A 15,443-nucleotide genomic window follows, 5' to 3' on the forward strand; every position below is an offset into this window, starting at 1 on the left:
CTCGCTGGCAGGGACGCTACCGCAGGGCCGCACCCTCAGCGCTTGTGGGACAGCCCAGCATGGCTAGAGCCGCGGATCGACCGGCTCGCTCTCGAGTGCGAGCACGCCGAAGACGCACTCATGTACACGTGACAGATGCTCGTTGGCGACGAACCGGTCGAGCGCCTCGATCCCCAGCGCGAACTCTCGCCGGGCGAGCGAAGACTTCCGGCCCAGCGAGCGTTTGCGGAGCCGTTCCAGATTCGCCGGTTCCAGATATTCGGGCCCGTAGATGATCCGCAGGTACTCACGGCCGCGGCACTTCACTCCTGGCAGCACCAGACCCCTGCCGGAGCGTGCGACGGTCTGCGCCGGCTTGATCACCATGCCCTCGCCGCCACGGTCAGTCATTGCTTGCCACCACTGCGTTGCCTCCGCCACCGAGGCGTCGTCGTCGAGCTGCACGAACCGACGATCGGTTCGGCGCAGCGAGCCGCCCGCAGCCGTAACCAGCGCATCGATCTCTTCGAGGTGCCAGCGGTGCGGTCGACGCGCCAGCACTTCGCCCTGCGCGGCGAGGATCTGGAACGGAGCGATCTCGACGCCGTCGGCGCCGTCCACGTCCCAGCAGTACTGCCGGTAGGCGCCGACGAACGACGCCACGTGTTCCGCCCGCTCCGCGGTCCGCGACGTCAATGCCTCCACGTCGACCCCTCGCTTCGTGGCAGAGGCCATCAACTGCTGGGCTGTTCCGAGCGCCACAGTGCCCGCGGCGCCTGTCGCTGCGTACTGACGGCGCAGCAGCTCGGCAGACTTCGCTGTCCACGGCAGCATCTCGGCGTCGACCACCAGCCAGTCGGTGCCGAGGCGGTCCCAGATACCGGTGGCATCGGCGGCAGCTCTCAGCCGGTCGAGCAGCGTGCCGGCCACGCCCGGCTTCGAGAAGAATGGCCTGCCGGTGCGCGTCACGATCACGCCTGCGTCGTCATTGGAGATGCCGAAGCGCTCCGCTGCAGCCGTGGGGTTGCGCGCGAACACCAGGACCGCCCGAGACCCCATGTGCTTCTCCTCGCACACCACTTCGCCGGTGCCGGCCTTGCGGAAGTACGAGAACGCTTCATCGGGATGTTCAAGACAGTCAGGGCGCGCAGTGGTCGCGGCTGGCGCCATGGTGGGCGGCAGATAGGGAAGCCAGCGAGGGTCGACGGCGAAACGGCTCATCACTTCGAGCGCGGCGCCGGTCTGGTCGGCCTCGATGGTGATGCGGCCGTCCAGGGCTGTCTCAATCGATCGCTTGCCCAGGACATCGCTGAGGTCGACCAAGGAGACGCCATTCGATCCGTGCGCGCCAACCGCACCGTCGCCGTGTGCGCGCAGCGGCCTCGTCGGCTCGTAGTGCACTCGTGCGGCGGGCACCGAGACCAGTTCTTTCTCGGGCCAGCGCAGCGCCGTGAGCTCGCCGCCGAACACCACGCCGGTGTCGACACAGATTGTGTTGTTCACCCACCGGGGCACCAAGACCGGCGTATGGCCGTACACCACCGCAGCCTCGCCCCGGTAGTCGTTCGCCCACGGGTAGCGCACGGGCAACCCGTACTCGTCGGACTCGCCGTCGGTGTCGCCGTAGAGCGCGAGCGAGCGCACGCGGCCCGAGGTGCGCCCGTGGTATCGCTCGGGCAGTCCTGCGTGCGCGACCACCAAGGCGCCGCCGTCGAGCACGTAATGGCTGATGAGACCGTCGAGGAAGGCTGCCACCCGGGCGCTGAACTCCGGGCCGCGGGCGTCCAGCTGGGTCAGCGACTCGGTGATGCCATGTGTCGGCTGCACGTTGCGCCCGCCCAGGGCGCGGCGCAGCTTGTTCTCGTGGTTGCCCTGCACGCACAATGCAGCGTCGGCGTGCACCATCGACATCACGACGTCGAGCACCTCGGCCACGCCGGGGCCGCGGTCAACCAAGTCGCCGACGAAGACCGCCCGTCGCCCGTCGGGGTGGACGATCGGTGACGAGTCGGTGTCGTAGCCGAGTTCGCCGAGCAGCGCCACCAGCTCGTCACCGCAGCCGTGGACGTCACCGATGATGTCGAACGGCCCGGCGTCGTCCCGCCGATCGCACCACAGCCGCTGACGAATCACCTGCACCGTGTCGAGCTCAGCAGCGGTGCCGAGCGAGTACACCTTGCCGAAGCGCTCCTTGCGCAACCGCTTGGCCGTGCGGCGCATCGTTTGATGCTGCCGCTTGACGGCGTGCTCGGGCGTGGCACGGCCCTGGCGCTCCCGGCTGCGCTCCAGGCACAGGTCCAATGGCAGGTCGAACACGACAGCGGTGGCCAGCACGTCCCACTTGCGGGCCAGCTCGATCAGTGACGCACGGTCGGCAGGCTTGGTGTTGGTGGCGTCGACCACGGTCAGACGCCCGACCTCGAGGCGCCGTTCCACGATCGTGTGCAACAGGTCGAAGGCCGCTGGGGTGACCGACTGGTCGGACTCGTCGTCGCCGACGAGAGCGCGGCACCGGTCGCTCGACACGATCTCAGTGTCGGAGAAGTGCCGAGCGGCGAAGGTCGACTTGCCCGACCCCGATGCACCGCACAGCACGACGAGGCCAAGGTCGGGAACCTCGATGGTCGCGAGCTGATCTCTCATCGCCGGAACACCGCCAACTGCGTCGGCGGACCGTAGTCGGAGTGTTCGACGCCGATTCCGCTGATGTCAGCTCGGTAGCCGAAGCGTTTCTCTATGTCGCCGACCCACGCGCCGAACTCCTCGCGGCTCCATTCGAAGCGGTGGTCGCGATGACGCATGCCGTCGGGCCCGACATGGCTGTAGTTCACGTTGAATTCTCGATTGGGCGTGGTCAGCACTACCGCCTGCGGCGCTGCGTGGGCGAACACAGCATCGGCGAGCGAGTCGAGCCGTTCGGGGTCGACGTGCTCGATGACTTCCACCAAGGTGGCGATGTCGAAGCCGCGCAGCCGGTCGTCGGCGTAGGTCAACGCACCTTGGACGAGAGAGACCTGCTCGCGACGGCGCTCGGACATCTCGTCGAGCCCGAGGCGCCGCTCGGCCCGGTCGAGCGCGTCGATCGAGGCATCGGTACCGAGCAGGTAGGTGACAGTCGGCTCGTCCATCAAGTGCGTGAGCAGCCGTCCTTCTCCGCATCCGAGGTCGGCGACCCGGCCGCCTCCCAGGCTGCGCACCACGTCGAGCACCGCCGAACGACGCTGGTCGGCCAGGCTGATCGGACGTTCCGCCAGTTCGTGGTCACCCGCTTGCGGCTCGGCCTCTGATCCACCGCCGCCGTCTGCAGTGTCGTCGTCGCGGTCGTCGTCGGACTCGGCTAGACGCTCCATCGCCGAGCGCGTCAGGCTGCCGAAGCGCAGGTACCGCCGCGAGATGAGATACGACTCGGGATGCGACTTGAGCCAGTCGCCGCCGCGGCGAAGCAGCTTGTCGACCTCGCTGTCGCCGATCCAGTAGTGCTTGCGGTCGTCGAGCACCGGCAGCATCACAAACAAATGCTCCAGCGCGGCTCGTACCGTCTGGCGCCCCTTGAGCCCGACGCTGTGGTAGCGGCTGTTGCCCCACGACGGGAACTGCGCGTCCAGCGCGATCGGAGTCGTGTGGACCTCATAGCCCAGCGGCTCGAACAGCCGGTGCACGATGCGTTCGCCGCCGCGCACCGGCAGCGTCGGCAGATGCACTTCCAGATCCAGCGGCTGCGCGACCAGATGCGGGCGAGCGTCGCAGGTACCGCTGAGCGCTGTCCCGAACAGGCGGCCGAGGGCCACTGCGAGCATGGACGAGGCCACATACGGCCGGTCGTTCACGTAGTGCTCGAGGCTGGCTGGCGGGCGCCCCTTGGTGCCGCGTGCCAGCGCAATCGGGTCGACTTCGACGAACAGCGTCGCCGTGCAGCGCTGCGGGGTGGCCTCGGGAAAGAACACGTGCGCACGTCCGATTCCGACGTCCACCGTCCGCACACGGTCGGGATGCTTGTGCAGCAGATAGCCCAGATCGGTGGCGTCGGGCGTCGTGGAAGTGAGCGAGACCAGCATGGCACTGCCATCCAAACACAATTCACGGTGCGCGCTGCAACCATTTTCTGAATGTCACTGTTGAGGTCGTCAGGGCCTCCAGCCAGGCGGATACCTTCCGGTCCCTCGCTCGGCGCTGACTCCACAGTCCTTTCGAACTTGTGCCTGTTGTCAGACCTGAGGGCGACGCGGTCGATGTCTGCGGAATATGTACCGCTTAATGTGCGGCGTCGCCGAAACGTGTCGCCTGAACAGGGCTCCGGTCATCTCGCGTAGTCTCGGCAGGAGCCGAACATGGTCGAGCGGCATGGCCGCACAACGCAAGGGGGCGTGACATGAAGGCAGCAGTGCTCTGCGAACAGCCGGGAGATCTCGAGATCGAGGACCTGAGCATCGACGCGCCGGGGCCCAACGAGGTGCTCATCCAGACCAAAGGCGCTGGACTGTGCCACAGCGACCTGCACTTCATGGAAGGGCTCTTCCGGACGCCGCTTCCCATGGTGATGGGCCACGAATCGGCGGGAGTGGTCGAAGCGGTCGGCACCGACGTGAGCTACGTGGCGCCCGGCGATCATGTCGTGGCGTGCCTGTCGATCTTCTGCGGCCAGTGCCACCGGTGTCTGTCTGGCAATCCGCACCGTTGCACGAACATCCGGGCCACCTCCCGCCCGAGGGATGCCGCCCCCCGCTTGACCCGTGACGACGAAACCGCCGTCGACCAGATGGCTCGGCTTGGCGGATTTGCCGAGCAGATGCTGGTGCATCAGAACGCCGTGGTAAAGGTGCGCCCCGACATGCCGCTCGATCGGGCATGTCTCATCGGCTGCGGTGTCACCACGGGCTTCGGGGCTGCGGTCAACACCGCCGGCGTCGGCGTCGGCAGCGTGGTCTGCGTGATCGGCTGCGGCGGCATCGGACTGTCGGCCGTGCAGGGCGCCCGCGTAGCAGGCGCCGGCCGGATCATCGCCGTCGACATGACAGAAGAGAAGCTGGAGACCGCTCGCCAGCTCGGCGCCACCGACACCGTCAATGCCTCCGAGGTGGACGACGTGGTGACCGCAGTCAAGGACATGACCGGCGGCGGTGTCGAGTACAGCTTCGAAGCCATCGGCTTGGCGCAGACCGTACAACAGGCGTTCGGGATGCTCGACATCGGCGGCACTGCCACCGTGATCGGCATGGTCCCCTCCAAGACCAGGGTCGAGCTGCGCGGCATCGACTTCCTGGCTGAGAAGAAGCTGCAGGGCTCGATGATGGGCTCGAACCAGTTCCGCAGCGACATCCCGATGATGATCGACCTCTACCTCGACGGCCGGCTCATGCTCGACGAGATGATCTCCGCGCGCATCGACCTCGACCAGATTAACGAGGGCTACTCCTGGATGAAGGCCGGCTCCTCCAACCGCACGGTCATCACCTTCGACTGACGCAGCAATCGGCCCGGCAGTTCCGAGACATTGACCAAGCTGTCTGCCTCACCGGGCCAAGGGGTCCACAGCGCTCGTGAGCGAGCGATGAGCGGCAGCACGTCGGAGCCACAGATCACGACGAAGGGCGACGCGACAGCCGAGACCGAACGCATCACGACGCTCGACGCAGTACGGGGCGTGGCGGTTCTCGGCATTTTGATCATGAACGCGGTCGCGTTCGGTCTCAGCGAAGCGGCGTATACCAATCTCGACGCGGGCGGTTCGCGTACGTGGCTGGACTGGGCGGTTGGCGGCGCAGGCGAGATCTTCGTCGATCAGAAATTCATGGGCCTGTTCTCCATGCTGTTCGGCGCGGGTATCGTGCTGTTTGCCGAGCGCGCCGCGGCCAAGGGCCGGCGCAGCTTGCTGTTGAGCCTGTGGCGCAACACGCTGCTGGCAGTCATCGGCCTGATGCACATAGCGATCTGGGACGGCGATGTTCTCCTGCTCTACGCGCTGTGCTCGACGGTGGTGCTGGCACTGCGAAAGCTGCCGCCCAGGATGCTTATGGCGTTGGGCGCGGCCTGCTTCGTCGCCGTTGCGGTCACGTCTTGGACTGTGCATTCGTCGCTGCGCAGCTACTCCAGCGTTCTGATCGACTTCTGGCACTACGGCGACTACTACGGCATCGTCGAGACGTGGTTCCTGATTGATGTCATTGGGCGAGCTTTGGGAGCCATGCTCATCGGGGCAGCGCTGTACCGCGCCGGCGTGATCAGCGGCCACCGGCCACCGTCGTTCTATCGCCGTCTCGCGGCCTGGGGGCTCGGCATCGGGCTGCCGCTGTCAATCGCCGGATTCTCGCTCATGGCCGGTTCCGGCTTTGATATCGACTGGGCCATCGCAGGAACCATCCCGAGCACCGTCGCCACTGTGCCGATCTGCCTGGGCTACCTGAGCTTGATCGCACTGTGGAACGCAGCAGGCGAGTCCGCGATGCGCACGCGCATCCGCGCAGCGGGACGCATGGCGCTCACCAACTACCTCACCCAAACCGCGATGGGCCTGCTCGTGCTGGACACCCTGTTGGGCGACTCCGAGCTGAGCCGCAGCGCCATCGCTGTGTTCGTCGTCGCCGTCTGGCTGCTGCAGCTGTGGTGGTCGAAGGCGTGGATGGATCGGTTCAGCTTCGGACCCGTCGAGTGGCTCTGGCGTTTCGCCACCTACCGCCGTCTGCAGCCGCTGCGCTCTCGCTAGGGCAGGATCGGTGTGGCTTCCATGTATCCGGGTTCGAGGAAGTCGATGCCCGGCGTGACGCGAGCCAGTTCGGCAGCGATGCTGGACGTGTCGGTCGGAATTGAGAAACCTGGCAGCCAGTTGTCGTGGTGACCGAGAATGACCTTGCGGGGTCGCAGCAGGTCGGCCTGACGACCGATGAACTGCGCCAGCGAACCTTGGATGGGTTCGCCGTCGATGTTGCCGCGGCCGGCCGCCGCGAGAATCGCCACGTCGGGGCGCAAGTCGCGCATGACCCCCGACCAGTGCCCTGATGTGTCCTGGAACAGCACCGAGCCGTCGGGCGCCTCTATCAGGAACAGCAGCGCCCCACCGTCGCCGCGGTCGCTGTGGCCGGCCGACGTCGCCGCGATGTGCTCGATCGTGGCCGGATCGACTTCGGTGGCCAAGTAGCGCATCAGCTGCCCGAAACGCTCCTGCTGCTCTTGCCAGGTGACGCCGAGGTCGCCCAAGCAGATTTCGTCGGGCTGATCCATCTCGGTGTGCGACCATACGCACGAGTGCTGGCTCGGGTACACCGAAACTCGGACGCCTTGGCCGCGGCCGTCCCGGTTCAGATCTACGGTCTCGCCGCCGGCGACGCAGATCATCCTGTCCGCAGGGATGCCGGCTTCGGCCATGAGCCGCACCGACTCGTAGGAGGCGATCAGCGTTGCGTCGGTGTTGGCGATGATCCGTTCCGCGCCGTACAGGTGGTCGAAGTGGGCGTGACCCACCAGCACCCAGTCTGCCTCGGTGACGTCGTCGGCCGAGAGCCCGGGCCCGACGGCGTTGGATGCCCGGTCGATGTATGCATCGAGAAATACCGTGAGACCTGCGGTGCGCAGCCGGAAGGTCGCGCACCCGTACCAATCGAGGGTCGTAGCCATGGCGGGAACCATACGCCTGGGCTCGACGTCTCTGCGGGCCGGGCACACTGGCGCGCCTATGGGCCGCCGCCGCAGGGGGACATGTCGGGCTGCAGTCCGCCGCGGTGCTGCATTCGCGTGGATGGCCTTAGTGATGATGCCGTTCGCTGCTGGATGCGCAGCAGGTCCCGACGCTTCATCCTCCCGGTCCGGCGACGGCGCCCTCAGCGGCGACCTGCACATCCTCGTCGCTGCCTCGTTGCTGCCGGTTGCCCAAGTGCTGGCCGACGACTTCGAGCAGCTCCACCCCGCCGTCGACGTGCAGATTGCCGGAGCGGGCAGCGCGGCGCTGCGCGAGCAGGTGCTCGCAGGCGCACCGGCCGACGTGTTCATCCCCGCCAGCCCTGTCCATCTCGACGCGGTTCGCGACGAAGTTGGGCTGGCGAGTGCCGCTGTCGTCGTAGCGCGCAACTCGCTTGTGCTCGCCGTGCCCGCCGGCAACGACGCCGGGGTGACATCGCTGGCCGATCTGGCTCGGCCCGAATTGCTGATCGGGCTGTGCGCAGCCGAGGTTCCCTGCGGTGCGTTGGCTCGACGCGGTTTGGCGCGGGCCGGGATCGAGCCGTATCCCGACACCGATGAGCCCAATGTGCGCGCACTTGTCACCAAGCTGGCTGCGGGCGAGCTCGATGCCGCCGTGGTGTACGCGAGCGATGCAGCTCCGAGCGCACGGGGGGGCACCAGCCTGGACGCGGTCGTGAGCCTGGGCTGGACTGCGGGCACCGCGCCACAGACGTCATACGCTGCCGCGGTGCTGGCCGATGCACCCAACGGCGTTGCAGCAGCAGCGTTCGCCGACTACCTGGGATCCGGCGCGGCCCGCAGCACATTCGCAGATTTCGGATTCGCGCTGCCATGACCTCCGCATCGGCATCTGAGGCTGGCAACCACTCCGACCGACGCTCGATACGCCGGTCACCACGAGACCTGCCGCCGTGGCCGGTAGCGGTCCTCGCAGCTGTCGGCGTGGTGCTCTTCGCCCTGCCAGTGGTCGGACTGGCCGCACGAACGCCGTGGACGGGGCTGTGGACGCACCTGTCGAGTCGCTTTGTCGTGGATGCGGCGGTGCTCTCGGTGGTGTCCTCGGTAGCTGCGGCGATCGTTGCAGCCGCAGTCGGCGTGCCGCTGGCGTGGGTTCTGGCACGAGTGGACTTCCGCGGCCGCTCGGTGGTGCGAGCGCTCGTGACGCTGCCCATGGTGCTGCCGCCGGTGGTGGGGGGCGCCGCGCTGCTGTTCGCACTCGGTCGACGGGGCGTGGTCGGCGGGCCGCTGCACGACGCCACCGGGTTGTTGCTGCCCTACTCGATATGGGGCGTCATTCTGGCCAACGCCTTTGTTGCCACGCCCCTCGTGATCCTCACCGTCGAAGGTGCATTGCGGAACCTCGACCGGCGCTACGAGAACGCTGCCGCCACGCTCGGCGCCTCCCGGCTGCGCGTGCTGTGGCGGGTGACGCTTCCGATGATCGGACCGGCGCTGGGCGTCGCTGTCGTCGTGGCGTGGGCTCGGGCCCTCGGCGAGTTCGGTGCGACGGTGACCTTTGCGGGCAATCTCGGCGGGCGAACCCAGACCCTGCCGCTCGCCGTGTTCGTGGCCCTCGAGGCTGATCGTGATGCCGCCGTTGCCATCAGCTTGGTATTGGTAGCCCTGTCGCTGGGACTGCTGATCGCTCTGCGGGACCGCTGGTGGCCGAGCCGATGACCAGCACTGACGCCTCAGGGGGCTCCGGAGCCCTCGACGCCGAGCTGCGGCTGCGTCGCGGCGATTTCGAGCTCGATGTGCAGTTGCGCGTCGAACCGGGAGAGACGGCTGCGCTGCTCGGCCCGAACGGCGCAGGCAAGTCCACCATCGTGACGGCGCTCGCGGGATTGCTTCAGTTAGGGCACGGCGTCATCAAGCTCGGGGGACGGGTGCTCGACGACCCGGCGGCGGGAATCTTCGTGCCCCCCGATCAACGGCGCATCGGTGTGGTGTTCCAAGACCAAGTCCTCTTCGGTCATCTCAACGCACTCGACAACGTTGCGTTCGGATTGACGTCCCGCGGGATGCGCCGAACCGAAGCACGCGAACGGTCACAGGCCTGGCTCGATGCGATGGACCTCGGCGATCTCGGCCATCGCCGCCCCCGCGCCCTGTCGGGAGGCCAGCGTCAGCGGGTGGCGCTGGCCCGCGCACTGGCCTGCGAGCCGGATCTGCTGCTCGCCGACGAGCCGCTCGGGTCGTTGGATGTCACCGCTCGCAACCGGCTGCGCCGCAATCTGGCCGCGCATCTGAGCAGCGGGCGCAATAGCGGCGGCTCGGCGCACGCGGTCCCGCTTCGCGGTGCCGACGATGTGCCGCGCCTGCTGATCACACACGACCCCGCCGACGCATTCGTGTTGGCCGACCGCGTGCACATCCTCGAGCACGGTCGCCTCACTCAATCGGGAACGCCCGACGAACTGCGGCGAGCGCCGGCGACCGACTATGCCGCCGACCTGTCCGGCATCAACCTGGTGCGCGGGGCAGCGCACGGCGGCGAGATCACCGTCGCATCCGACGAGAGCTCCACGGCGGGAACGGCCAGCCCACGTTCGGCGGTGCTGTTGCACGCCGCCGACACGACCGTGAACGGGCCGGTCCTGGCCACCATTCACCCTCGGGCGATCGCGCTGCACCGCGAACGCCCGAGCGGCAGCCCGCGCAACGTGTGGCGCACCACCGCGGAGGCGGTGGAACCGCTGGGCGACATCACGCGGGTCCTGCTCGGCTCACCTCTGCGGCTGACGGCCGATGTCACCCCAGGCGCCGCACACGAGCTCGTGATCCGTCCCGGCACCAGCCTGTGGGTCTCCGTCAAGGCCACCGAGGTAGATCTCGCGCCCGACAGCCGCGACTAATCGGCCAGAGCGGCTGACTGTGTTCATCGCTCAGCCGGGACGGCTGACTGAGGTCCATCCCTTGCCGGCGCCGGGGCGGTCGTCGAAGTCGGCGCTGTATCGATCGAAGAAACCGGGATCAGCTGCGGCAGCCGCTAATTCGATGTCGTTGCGCGAGATCGCTGCTTGCCACGCGTCGATGAGACGATCTTCGGCCTGGTAGTCGAAACGGTCGACGAGCGAGCGCTCCATGGCGCCACCGGGCTGGGGGTGATTCTCCTCGCGGGCAAGCCAGCGTGCCGTGTCGGCCAAACCCTCCACCGGGTCCACGACGTCGCGGTATCCGAGCTGGTAGATCGCCTTGTCGGAATTGATGACGCGATGATGCGGCGTGCTGCGCTGGGTGAGATGGTGAGACACGGCCGCATACTCCCAGGGAATCGACACGATCTCGAAACGGTGGTCCAGCGCCGCAGCGATGATCTCGACCCACTGCAGCAGCGTGGGCGTCCACTCGTCGGACACGTTGTAGGCCTGACCAGACGACCGTGCGCCGGCATCGACTGTCGCCAGCACCATCGCAGCGGCATTGCGCGCGTCTGCCGAAGCCTGCAACGTCACACCGCCGTCGGGCAGCACGATGCGCGTACGGCCGTCCAGCACTCGGCGCACGATCTTCCACTCGCGCGGGCTGATCTGGCCGGGGCCATAAATCCACGGGTAGCGAAGGTGCGATGCCGTTGGGTGCTCGCGGAACACGACGAGCTCGGTATTCGCGATCTGGCGCACCTTGTTGTTCACCCGGAACTCAGGCCCCTCATCGGAGACCAAGCGATCGTGCTCGCGCGTGGGCACTCGCATGCCTGCCGGCCAGAGCGCATCTGCATCGCCCCATCCGCTGTACACAGGGAAACCGCCGATGCTCACGAACTTGGCGACGCGACCGGCCATCACCCGGGCGATCTCGCGCAGCCGGCCGTACATGACCACCGAAAGGTCGTAGGTAGCCCGCCCGATCGCCGCAGTGAACTGGTCGGCATCGAACGGGTCGGTATGAATGTGGGTGACGAGGTCGGTGATCTCTTCAGCCTCGTGGCGTCCGGTGTGCAGAATCGTGACGCGATAGCCCCGCTCGAGCAAGCCCTTCACCACGTGGGGCCCAGTCGGACCCGTGCCGCCCACGACCAACGCAGTCTGCTCGCTCACGACCGCTCCTTCGACTCACTGTTCGTCCGGCATCGGGGCCGCGCGGGCGCGCGTTCCGCGCACTCGCTGAGCCCCTGCCGCGGCGACATTACGGCTCGTAGACCGTGTCTCGCAGCGGAAGATCGACAACTCGCCGTCCTTGCGGTGATGCTGACCACATTCGCCGGTACGCTCCCGCAACGATGAGCGCGATCATCGGCGGAACCGGGTCATGAGCGAGTACAAGCGCGGCACCCGAGTCATAGTCAACGAAGACCTCCCTGGCGTCCCCGAAGGCACGCCAGGCAAGTGCGGCCGAGGCCTCGGCTTCGCTATCAAGCGCTACCGCGTGCGCTTCGACAACGACGTCGAGGTCATCTCGGTAGCCCACAGCAAGCTCGTACCCGAGGATGAATGGCCGCAGTTCTTGGCTAAGCGGGCACGAGCCGAAATCGAAGCGGCCCAGGAACGGGCACGTCTCGCCGAAGCCCGTGCCGCAGCGGCTGAATCGCGCGGGCTGCCGGCAGCGAGCACTGACGAGCTCCCGGCACAGGACGACGCAGCCGCGGCGCCCGCGCCTGCCGAGCCAGCCGGCGATGACGGCGCAGCAGATCCCCGGCTGGCTGCGATACTCGCCCGCTCCAAGTCCGCACGCGACGCAACGGGAGTCCCTGCGCCGCAGAGCACTGCGGCCCCCGCGGCAGAGAGTTCGGCTGCCGAGCCAAGCTCCGCGTCGGCGGCCGAGCCCGCTGCGACTGCAGCGAAGCCGAAGCGTTCAGCGCCGCCGTCAGGGCCCGAACGTGTCGAGGTGCCCGAATTCGTGCCGGGCCCCGAGGTCGACCCCGACTACGCCCCGGCGGCGAATCGGGTGAGCGAGATCATCTCCGAAACGCGCAAAGACGCCTGACCGGCTTCCTCCACCGACACCACGCCGTCAAACGGCGGGTGGCGGGAACGGCTCAGGGTCGGCGAACCGCCGCACCACGTTGGCCGTGATACGCGCGATGTCGTTGTCATAGCCGTCGCGGGCCAGCGCTCCGAACCACGAGATCGAGCCGACCGAGAAGACTGCTCCCACATTCGGCGTCTCGTAGAACACCATGTCGGCGCGGACCATGGGGTCGGGCGTCGGGAAGTCCACCGAGCCCTCGAATTCTTCTTTCGTCCGCAGCATGTCGGGTCCGAACGTGGTCGCAGACGCCAGCACGACCGCGTGGCTTGGCGAGCCGAGTCGCACGTCGTAGCGATCGACTTCCTGGCCGGCAGCGCCACCGCCCAACCCGGAGGTGCCGATGCGCTCCCCCGGCACCCCGTCGAGAATCCACGCCGCCCGCGAGCTGTCGGCCCCGGGATCTCGCACGAAGTAGGTGGCCTTCTCGAATCCCTGCGCGGCGAAGCCGATGCCGCAGATCTCGTTGGGCGCCCGCCCCTGGCGACGCCACATCCCGCCGTACTCGCCGCCCCAAGCGTGGTAGCTCTCCCCCGGCCCGGTCTGCCAATTCCGCACGCCGTCCTCGGCCCTGCGCAGCTCCATGGCGCCGGGCCAGTCGTCGCTGAACGCCACTCTCCAGTAGAAGCCGTTGCCGCCCAGGTACATGAGGCGGCCGCCCTCGCGCTGCCAGTCGGCCAGCACGTCGAGCATGTCGGTCGACCAGTACTCGGGATGGGTGCCCGTAACCAGCACCCGGTAGGGCGCAACGGCGTCTCGGCCCTCGAAGTGCAGGTCCTCGTCGGTGACGATGTCGTGCCCGATCTCGAGATGCTCGAGGAATGCACTGATGTCGGTGTCGGGCGTGAAGTTCCAACCATCAGCCCCGGGCCGAAGGTTCAGCACGGGCCGGCGGCGTGAGCTGAACATCACGCCGCTGCCGTCGGGGTGCTTCTCGTAGTGGCTGCGCCCGAGTTCGGGATGGTCGCGGATGTAGGCGTGCTCGGGCCGCAGGCGAGTCTTGGTCGGGATGAAGTCGGCGCCTTCGAACAGCATCCGGTGGTTGGCATAGGCCATGTAGGTGGCGGTCGGCATCAGCATCGCCACATCGGCCGTGCGTGCGCCCACAGCGGGGCGAACGAAGAACGGCACACGATCCTGGCCAGCGGCGCTTCGCACCCGGAAGACGTAGGTCCCGCTCTCCAGATCGGCCGGCAGCGTCGTCTCGACGGTGGTCTCCCAGCCTGCGTCGTACAGATCGTCGTGATGGAAATGGATGGCGTCGAAGTGGGAGGGATTGTCGGCCCAGCGATGCGACGAGCCATCCCAGGCGGGTCCCGTGACTGCTCGTGTCGGCAGCTGGTGCAGGACGATCGGCCCGCACCCGCTTTGTGCCGCAGGCACCTCAGAGCCCGCCATGTTCACCGCGAGGTCCCACCGCACCGCGATGTCGCCGGCTCTGAGCCGGGGACGCGCGATGCGCCCATCGAAGCGTTCGCCGCCCGGACCGGCCCCGAACCACAACTCGGACGAATCAAGGGAGGTCACGCCGCCCGGCGTCCCGAATCTCACGGTGCCGCCGACGCCGTACCGGGACACATCGTTGACAAGCTCTGTGGCGGCAGACCCGCCCGAGGGGGCTTCCAGCGCTGAGAACGCCAGACCGCTCATCCGGCTGCCCTCGACGGCATCGCGTCCCGGCGAGTCCGAGCGCGCAGTGGTCACCGCTGCGCTCAGCGTTCCGGCGTCGAGGTCCACTTCGGCGTCAACCAGGTACCACCGGTTGCGGGTCAGCGGCCGATCGTCGACGACCAGCCGCGTCTCGTCGCCGGCGGCCCCCGTCACCGCGACAACGCAGCCATCGACGAGTTCGAGGCGCAGGGCATCCATCGGCTCGGATTCGTTCGATGCGCTGAGGGCGTGTGCGCGCAGCGTCGCTATACGCGCCGGTCGATCAACAAGCGTCGGCATCACCCACAGCCGCAGTCCGAAGCGGCTCGCACTCGACACGCCCGCCAGCGCGCAGACCCCGAACGAGCCGGCCACGAACGGCTGTTCATTCAGCTCAACCGACCAGCTGCCGGCCGTCGGGGCGGGTCGCTCGTCGAAGCCGGGGCCGTAACGGGTCGGGTCGCCGCAGGCGATTCGCGTGATGTCGATCTCCGCCGGGCCGGGCTGGTGGCTCGAGGCCATCAGCCGGATCGACTCTCCGGCGCGGCACGTCCAGGGCTCGCAGTAGCCGGTGACCTGCTTGGGGGAATCAGTGTCGCCGCGGCCGGGCGCCCCGACCTCGGGCGCGTGGGACTCAGTCATGGCGTCTCGCTGGCGTTGATCGGCAGGTTCAGCTCAGCGTTGCGACCTGAACGTGTCGTAGTCGGTCACCGGCATGCCGTCCGCCCGCCAACCGCCGAAGCCGGAATCCACGTGGCTGACTCTTCCTAGGCCCATGTCCTGCAGCGTGTCCGCCGACAGCGCCGAGCGGGCGCCTCCCGCGCAGCACAGGATGAACTCGCGGTCTTCGGTGAAGACCTCTTTCGTGTAGGGCGAGTCGGGTGAGACCCAGAACTCAAGCATGCCTCGAGGGGTGTGCATCGAACCCGGAATAGCGCCGTCACGCTGCAGTTCGCGCACGTCACGAATGTCCACGATCAGCGCGCCCTGCTCGGTGACACGTCGATGCGCCTCCGCCGGCGAGATGTTGTCGATACGGGTCTTGGCCTCGGCGACCATCTCGTTGACTGATTTGACGCCCATCGGTTCCTCCTTGTGGGGCTGCATCGGTGTTGGTGCGGCGGCCTCGGGTGCACCGCAGCGAGTGCAGCGGGCGCCGTCGGTGCAGTCTCACC

General features: G+C 67.7%; 12 protein-coding genes. 6 read left to right on the forward strand and 6 right to left on the reverse strand.

Annotation, left to right across the window (positions count from 1 at the left end):
- Nucleotides 1–63: 63 nt before the first annotated feature.
- Nucleotides 64–2,622 carry a polynucleotide kinase-phosphatase gene (locus ACOOF5_RS00685; RefSeq protein WP_420435601.1) on the reverse strand — a complete coding sequence of 853 codons (2,559 nt, stop codon included), beginning with the start codon at nucleotides 2,620–2,622 and terminating at the stop codon, nucleotides 64–66.
- On the reverse strand, nucleotides 2,619–4,034 hold the full coding sequence (locus ACOOF5_RS00690) for a 3' terminal RNA ribose 2'-O-methyltransferase Hen1 (RefSeq protein WP_420435603.1): 1,416 nt from the start codon (nucleotides 4,032–4,034) through the stop codon (nucleotides 2,619–2,621). Before ACOOF5_RS00690 ends, ACOOF5_RS00685 begins: the two co-directional genes overlap by 4 nt.
- 314 nt (nucleotides 4,035–4,348) lie before the next feature.
- Between ACOOF5_RS00690 and ACOOF5_RS00695 the strand changes: the two genes are divergently transcribed.
- On the forward strand, nucleotides 4,349–5,440 hold the full coding sequence (locus ACOOF5_RS00695; protein WP_420435605.1) for a Zn-dependent alcohol dehydrogenase: 1,092 nt from the start codon (nucleotides 4,349–4,351) through the stop codon (nucleotides 5,438–5,440).
- An 87-nt stretch (nucleotides 5,441–5,527) separates the two neighbouring features.
- Complete coding sequence (locus ACOOF5_RS00700) at nucleotides 5,528–6,679, forward strand: DUF418 domain-containing protein (RefSeq protein ID WP_420435607.1); 1,152 nt, start codon at nucleotides 5,528–5,530, stop codon at nucleotides 6,677–6,679.
- Here ACOOF5_RS00700 and ACOOF5_RS00705 read toward each other — a convergent pair.
- Nucleotides 6,676–7,587: an MBL fold metallo-hydrolase gene (locus ACOOF5_RS00705; RefSeq protein ID WP_420435609.1), complete on the reverse strand. Its 912-nt coding sequence runs from the start codon at nucleotides 7,585–7,587 to the stop codon at nucleotides 6,676–6,678. The genes ACOOF5_RS00700 and ACOOF5_RS00705 overlap by 4 nt on opposite strands.
- Before the next feature lie 121 nt (nucleotides 7,588–7,708).
- On the opposite strand from ACOOF5_RS00705, the gene modA reads away from it, so the two are divergent.
- From modA to ACOOF5_RS00720, 3 genes are read left to right on the forward strand one after another with little or no spacing between them, the layout of a single operon-like run.
- Nucleotides 7,709–8,485: a molybdate ABC transporter substrate-binding protein gene (gene modA / locus ACOOF5_RS00710; protein WP_420435611.1), complete on the forward strand. Its 777-nt coding sequence runs from the start codon at nucleotides 7,709–7,711 to the stop codon at nucleotides 8,483–8,485.
- Nucleotides 8,482–9,327 (forward strand): ABC transporter permease, encoded by an 846-nt coding sequence (locus tag ACOOF5_RS00715; protein ID WP_420435613.1) that lies wholly within the window; start codon nucleotides 8,482–8,484, stop codon nucleotides 9,325–9,327. The genes modA and ACOOF5_RS00715 overlap by 4 nt, the downstream gene beginning before the upstream one ends.
- Nucleotides 9,324–10,505 (forward strand): ABC transporter ATP-binding protein, encoded by a 1,182-nt coding sequence (locus tag ACOOF5_RS00720; protein WP_420435615.1) that lies wholly within the window; start codon nucleotides 9,324–9,326, stop codon nucleotides 10,503–10,505. The genes ACOOF5_RS00715 and ACOOF5_RS00720 overlap by 4 nt, the downstream gene beginning before the upstream one ends.
- A 30-nt stretch (nucleotides 10,506–10,535) precedes the next feature.
- Here ACOOF5_RS00720 and ACOOF5_RS00725 read toward each other — a convergent pair whose 3' ends face one another.
- On the reverse strand, nucleotides 10,536–11,690 hold the full coding sequence (locus ACOOF5_RS00725) for an epimerase (RefSeq protein WP_420435617.1): 1,155 nt from the start codon (nucleotides 11,688–11,690) through the stop codon (nucleotides 10,536–10,538).
- A gap of 211 nt (nucleotides 11,691–11,901) precedes the next feature.
- Between ACOOF5_RS00725 and ACOOF5_RS00730 the strand changes: the two genes are divergently transcribed.
- Nucleotides 11,902–12,576, forward strand: a complete 675-nt coding sequence (locus ACOOF5_RS00730; protein ID WP_420435619.1) for a hypothetical protein — start codon at nucleotides 11,902–11,904, stop codon at nucleotides 12,574–12,576.
- A 27-nt stretch (nucleotides 12,577–12,603) separates the two neighbouring features.
- On the opposite strand, the gene ACOOF5_RS00735 is transcribed toward ACOOF5_RS00730, so the two are convergent.
- Nucleotides 12,604–14,910: a N,N-dimethylformamidase beta subunit family domain-containing protein gene (locus tag ACOOF5_RS00735; RefSeq protein ID WP_420435621.1), complete on the reverse strand. Its 2,307-nt coding sequence runs from the start codon at nucleotides 14,908–14,910 to the stop codon at nucleotides 12,604–12,606.
- Between the two features lie 33 nt (nucleotides 14,911–14,943).
- Nucleotides 14,944–15,351 (reverse strand): rhodanese-like domain-containing protein, encoded by a 408-nt coding sequence (locus ACOOF5_RS00740; RefSeq protein WP_420435623.1) that lies wholly within the window; start codon nucleotides 15,349–15,351, stop codon nucleotides 14,944–14,946.
- Nucleotides 15,352–15,443: the final 92 nt, after the last annotated feature.

The sequence above is a fragment of the Candidatus Poriferisodalis sp. genome (assembly GCF_965214215.1).
GTDB lineage: Bacteria > Actinomycetota > Acidimicrobiia > Acidimicrobiales > Poriferisodalaceae > Poriferisodalis.

Excerpts from the sequence above, each read along its gene's own strand:
- ACOOF5_RS00685 (WP_420435601.1), bottom strand. The coding sequence starts at position 2,622 with ATGAGAGATCAGCTCGCGACCATCGAGGTTCCCGACCTTGGCCTCGTC.
- ACOOF5_RS00690 (WP_420435603.1), bottom strand. The coding sequence starts at position 4,034 with ATGCTGGTCTCGCTCACTTCCACGACGCCCGACGCCACCGATCTGGGC.
- ACOOF5_RS00695 (WP_420435605.1), top strand. The coding sequence starts at position 4,349 with ATGAAGGCAGCAGTGCTCTGCGAACAGCCGGGAGATCTCGAGATCGAG.
- ACOOF5_RS00700 (WP_420435607.1), top strand. The coding sequence starts at position 5,528 with ATGAGCGGCAGCACGTCGGAGCCACAGATCACGACGAAGGGCGACGCG.
- ACOOF5_RS00705 (WP_420435609.1), bottom strand. The coding sequence starts at position 7,587 with ATGGCTACGACCCTCGATTGGTACGGGTGCGCGACCTTCCGGCTGCGC.
- modA (WP_420435611.1), top strand. The coding sequence starts at position 7,709 with ATGGCCTTAGTGATGATGCCGTTCGCTGCTGGATGCGCAGCAGGTCCC.
- ACOOF5_RS00715 (WP_420435613.1), top strand. The coding sequence starts at position 8,482 with ATGACCTCCGCATCGGCATCTGAGGCTGGCAACCACTCCGACCGACGC.
- ACOOF5_RS00720 (WP_420435615.1), top strand. The coding sequence starts at position 9,324 with ATGACCAGCACTGACGCCTCAGGGGGCTCCGGAGCCCTCGACGCCGAG.
- ACOOF5_RS00730 (WP_420435619.1), top strand. The coding sequence starts at position 11,902 with ATGAGCGAGTACAAGCGCGGCACCCGAGTCATAGTCAACGAAGACCTC.
- ACOOF5_RS00735 (WP_420435621.1), bottom strand. The coding sequence starts at position 14,910 with ATGACTGAGTCCCACGCGCCCGAGGTCGGGGCGCCCGGCCGCGGCGAC.
- ACOOF5_RS00740 (WP_420435623.1), bottom strand. The coding sequence starts at position 15,351 with ATGGGCGTCAAATCAGTCAACGAGATGGTCGCCGAGGCCAAGACCCGT.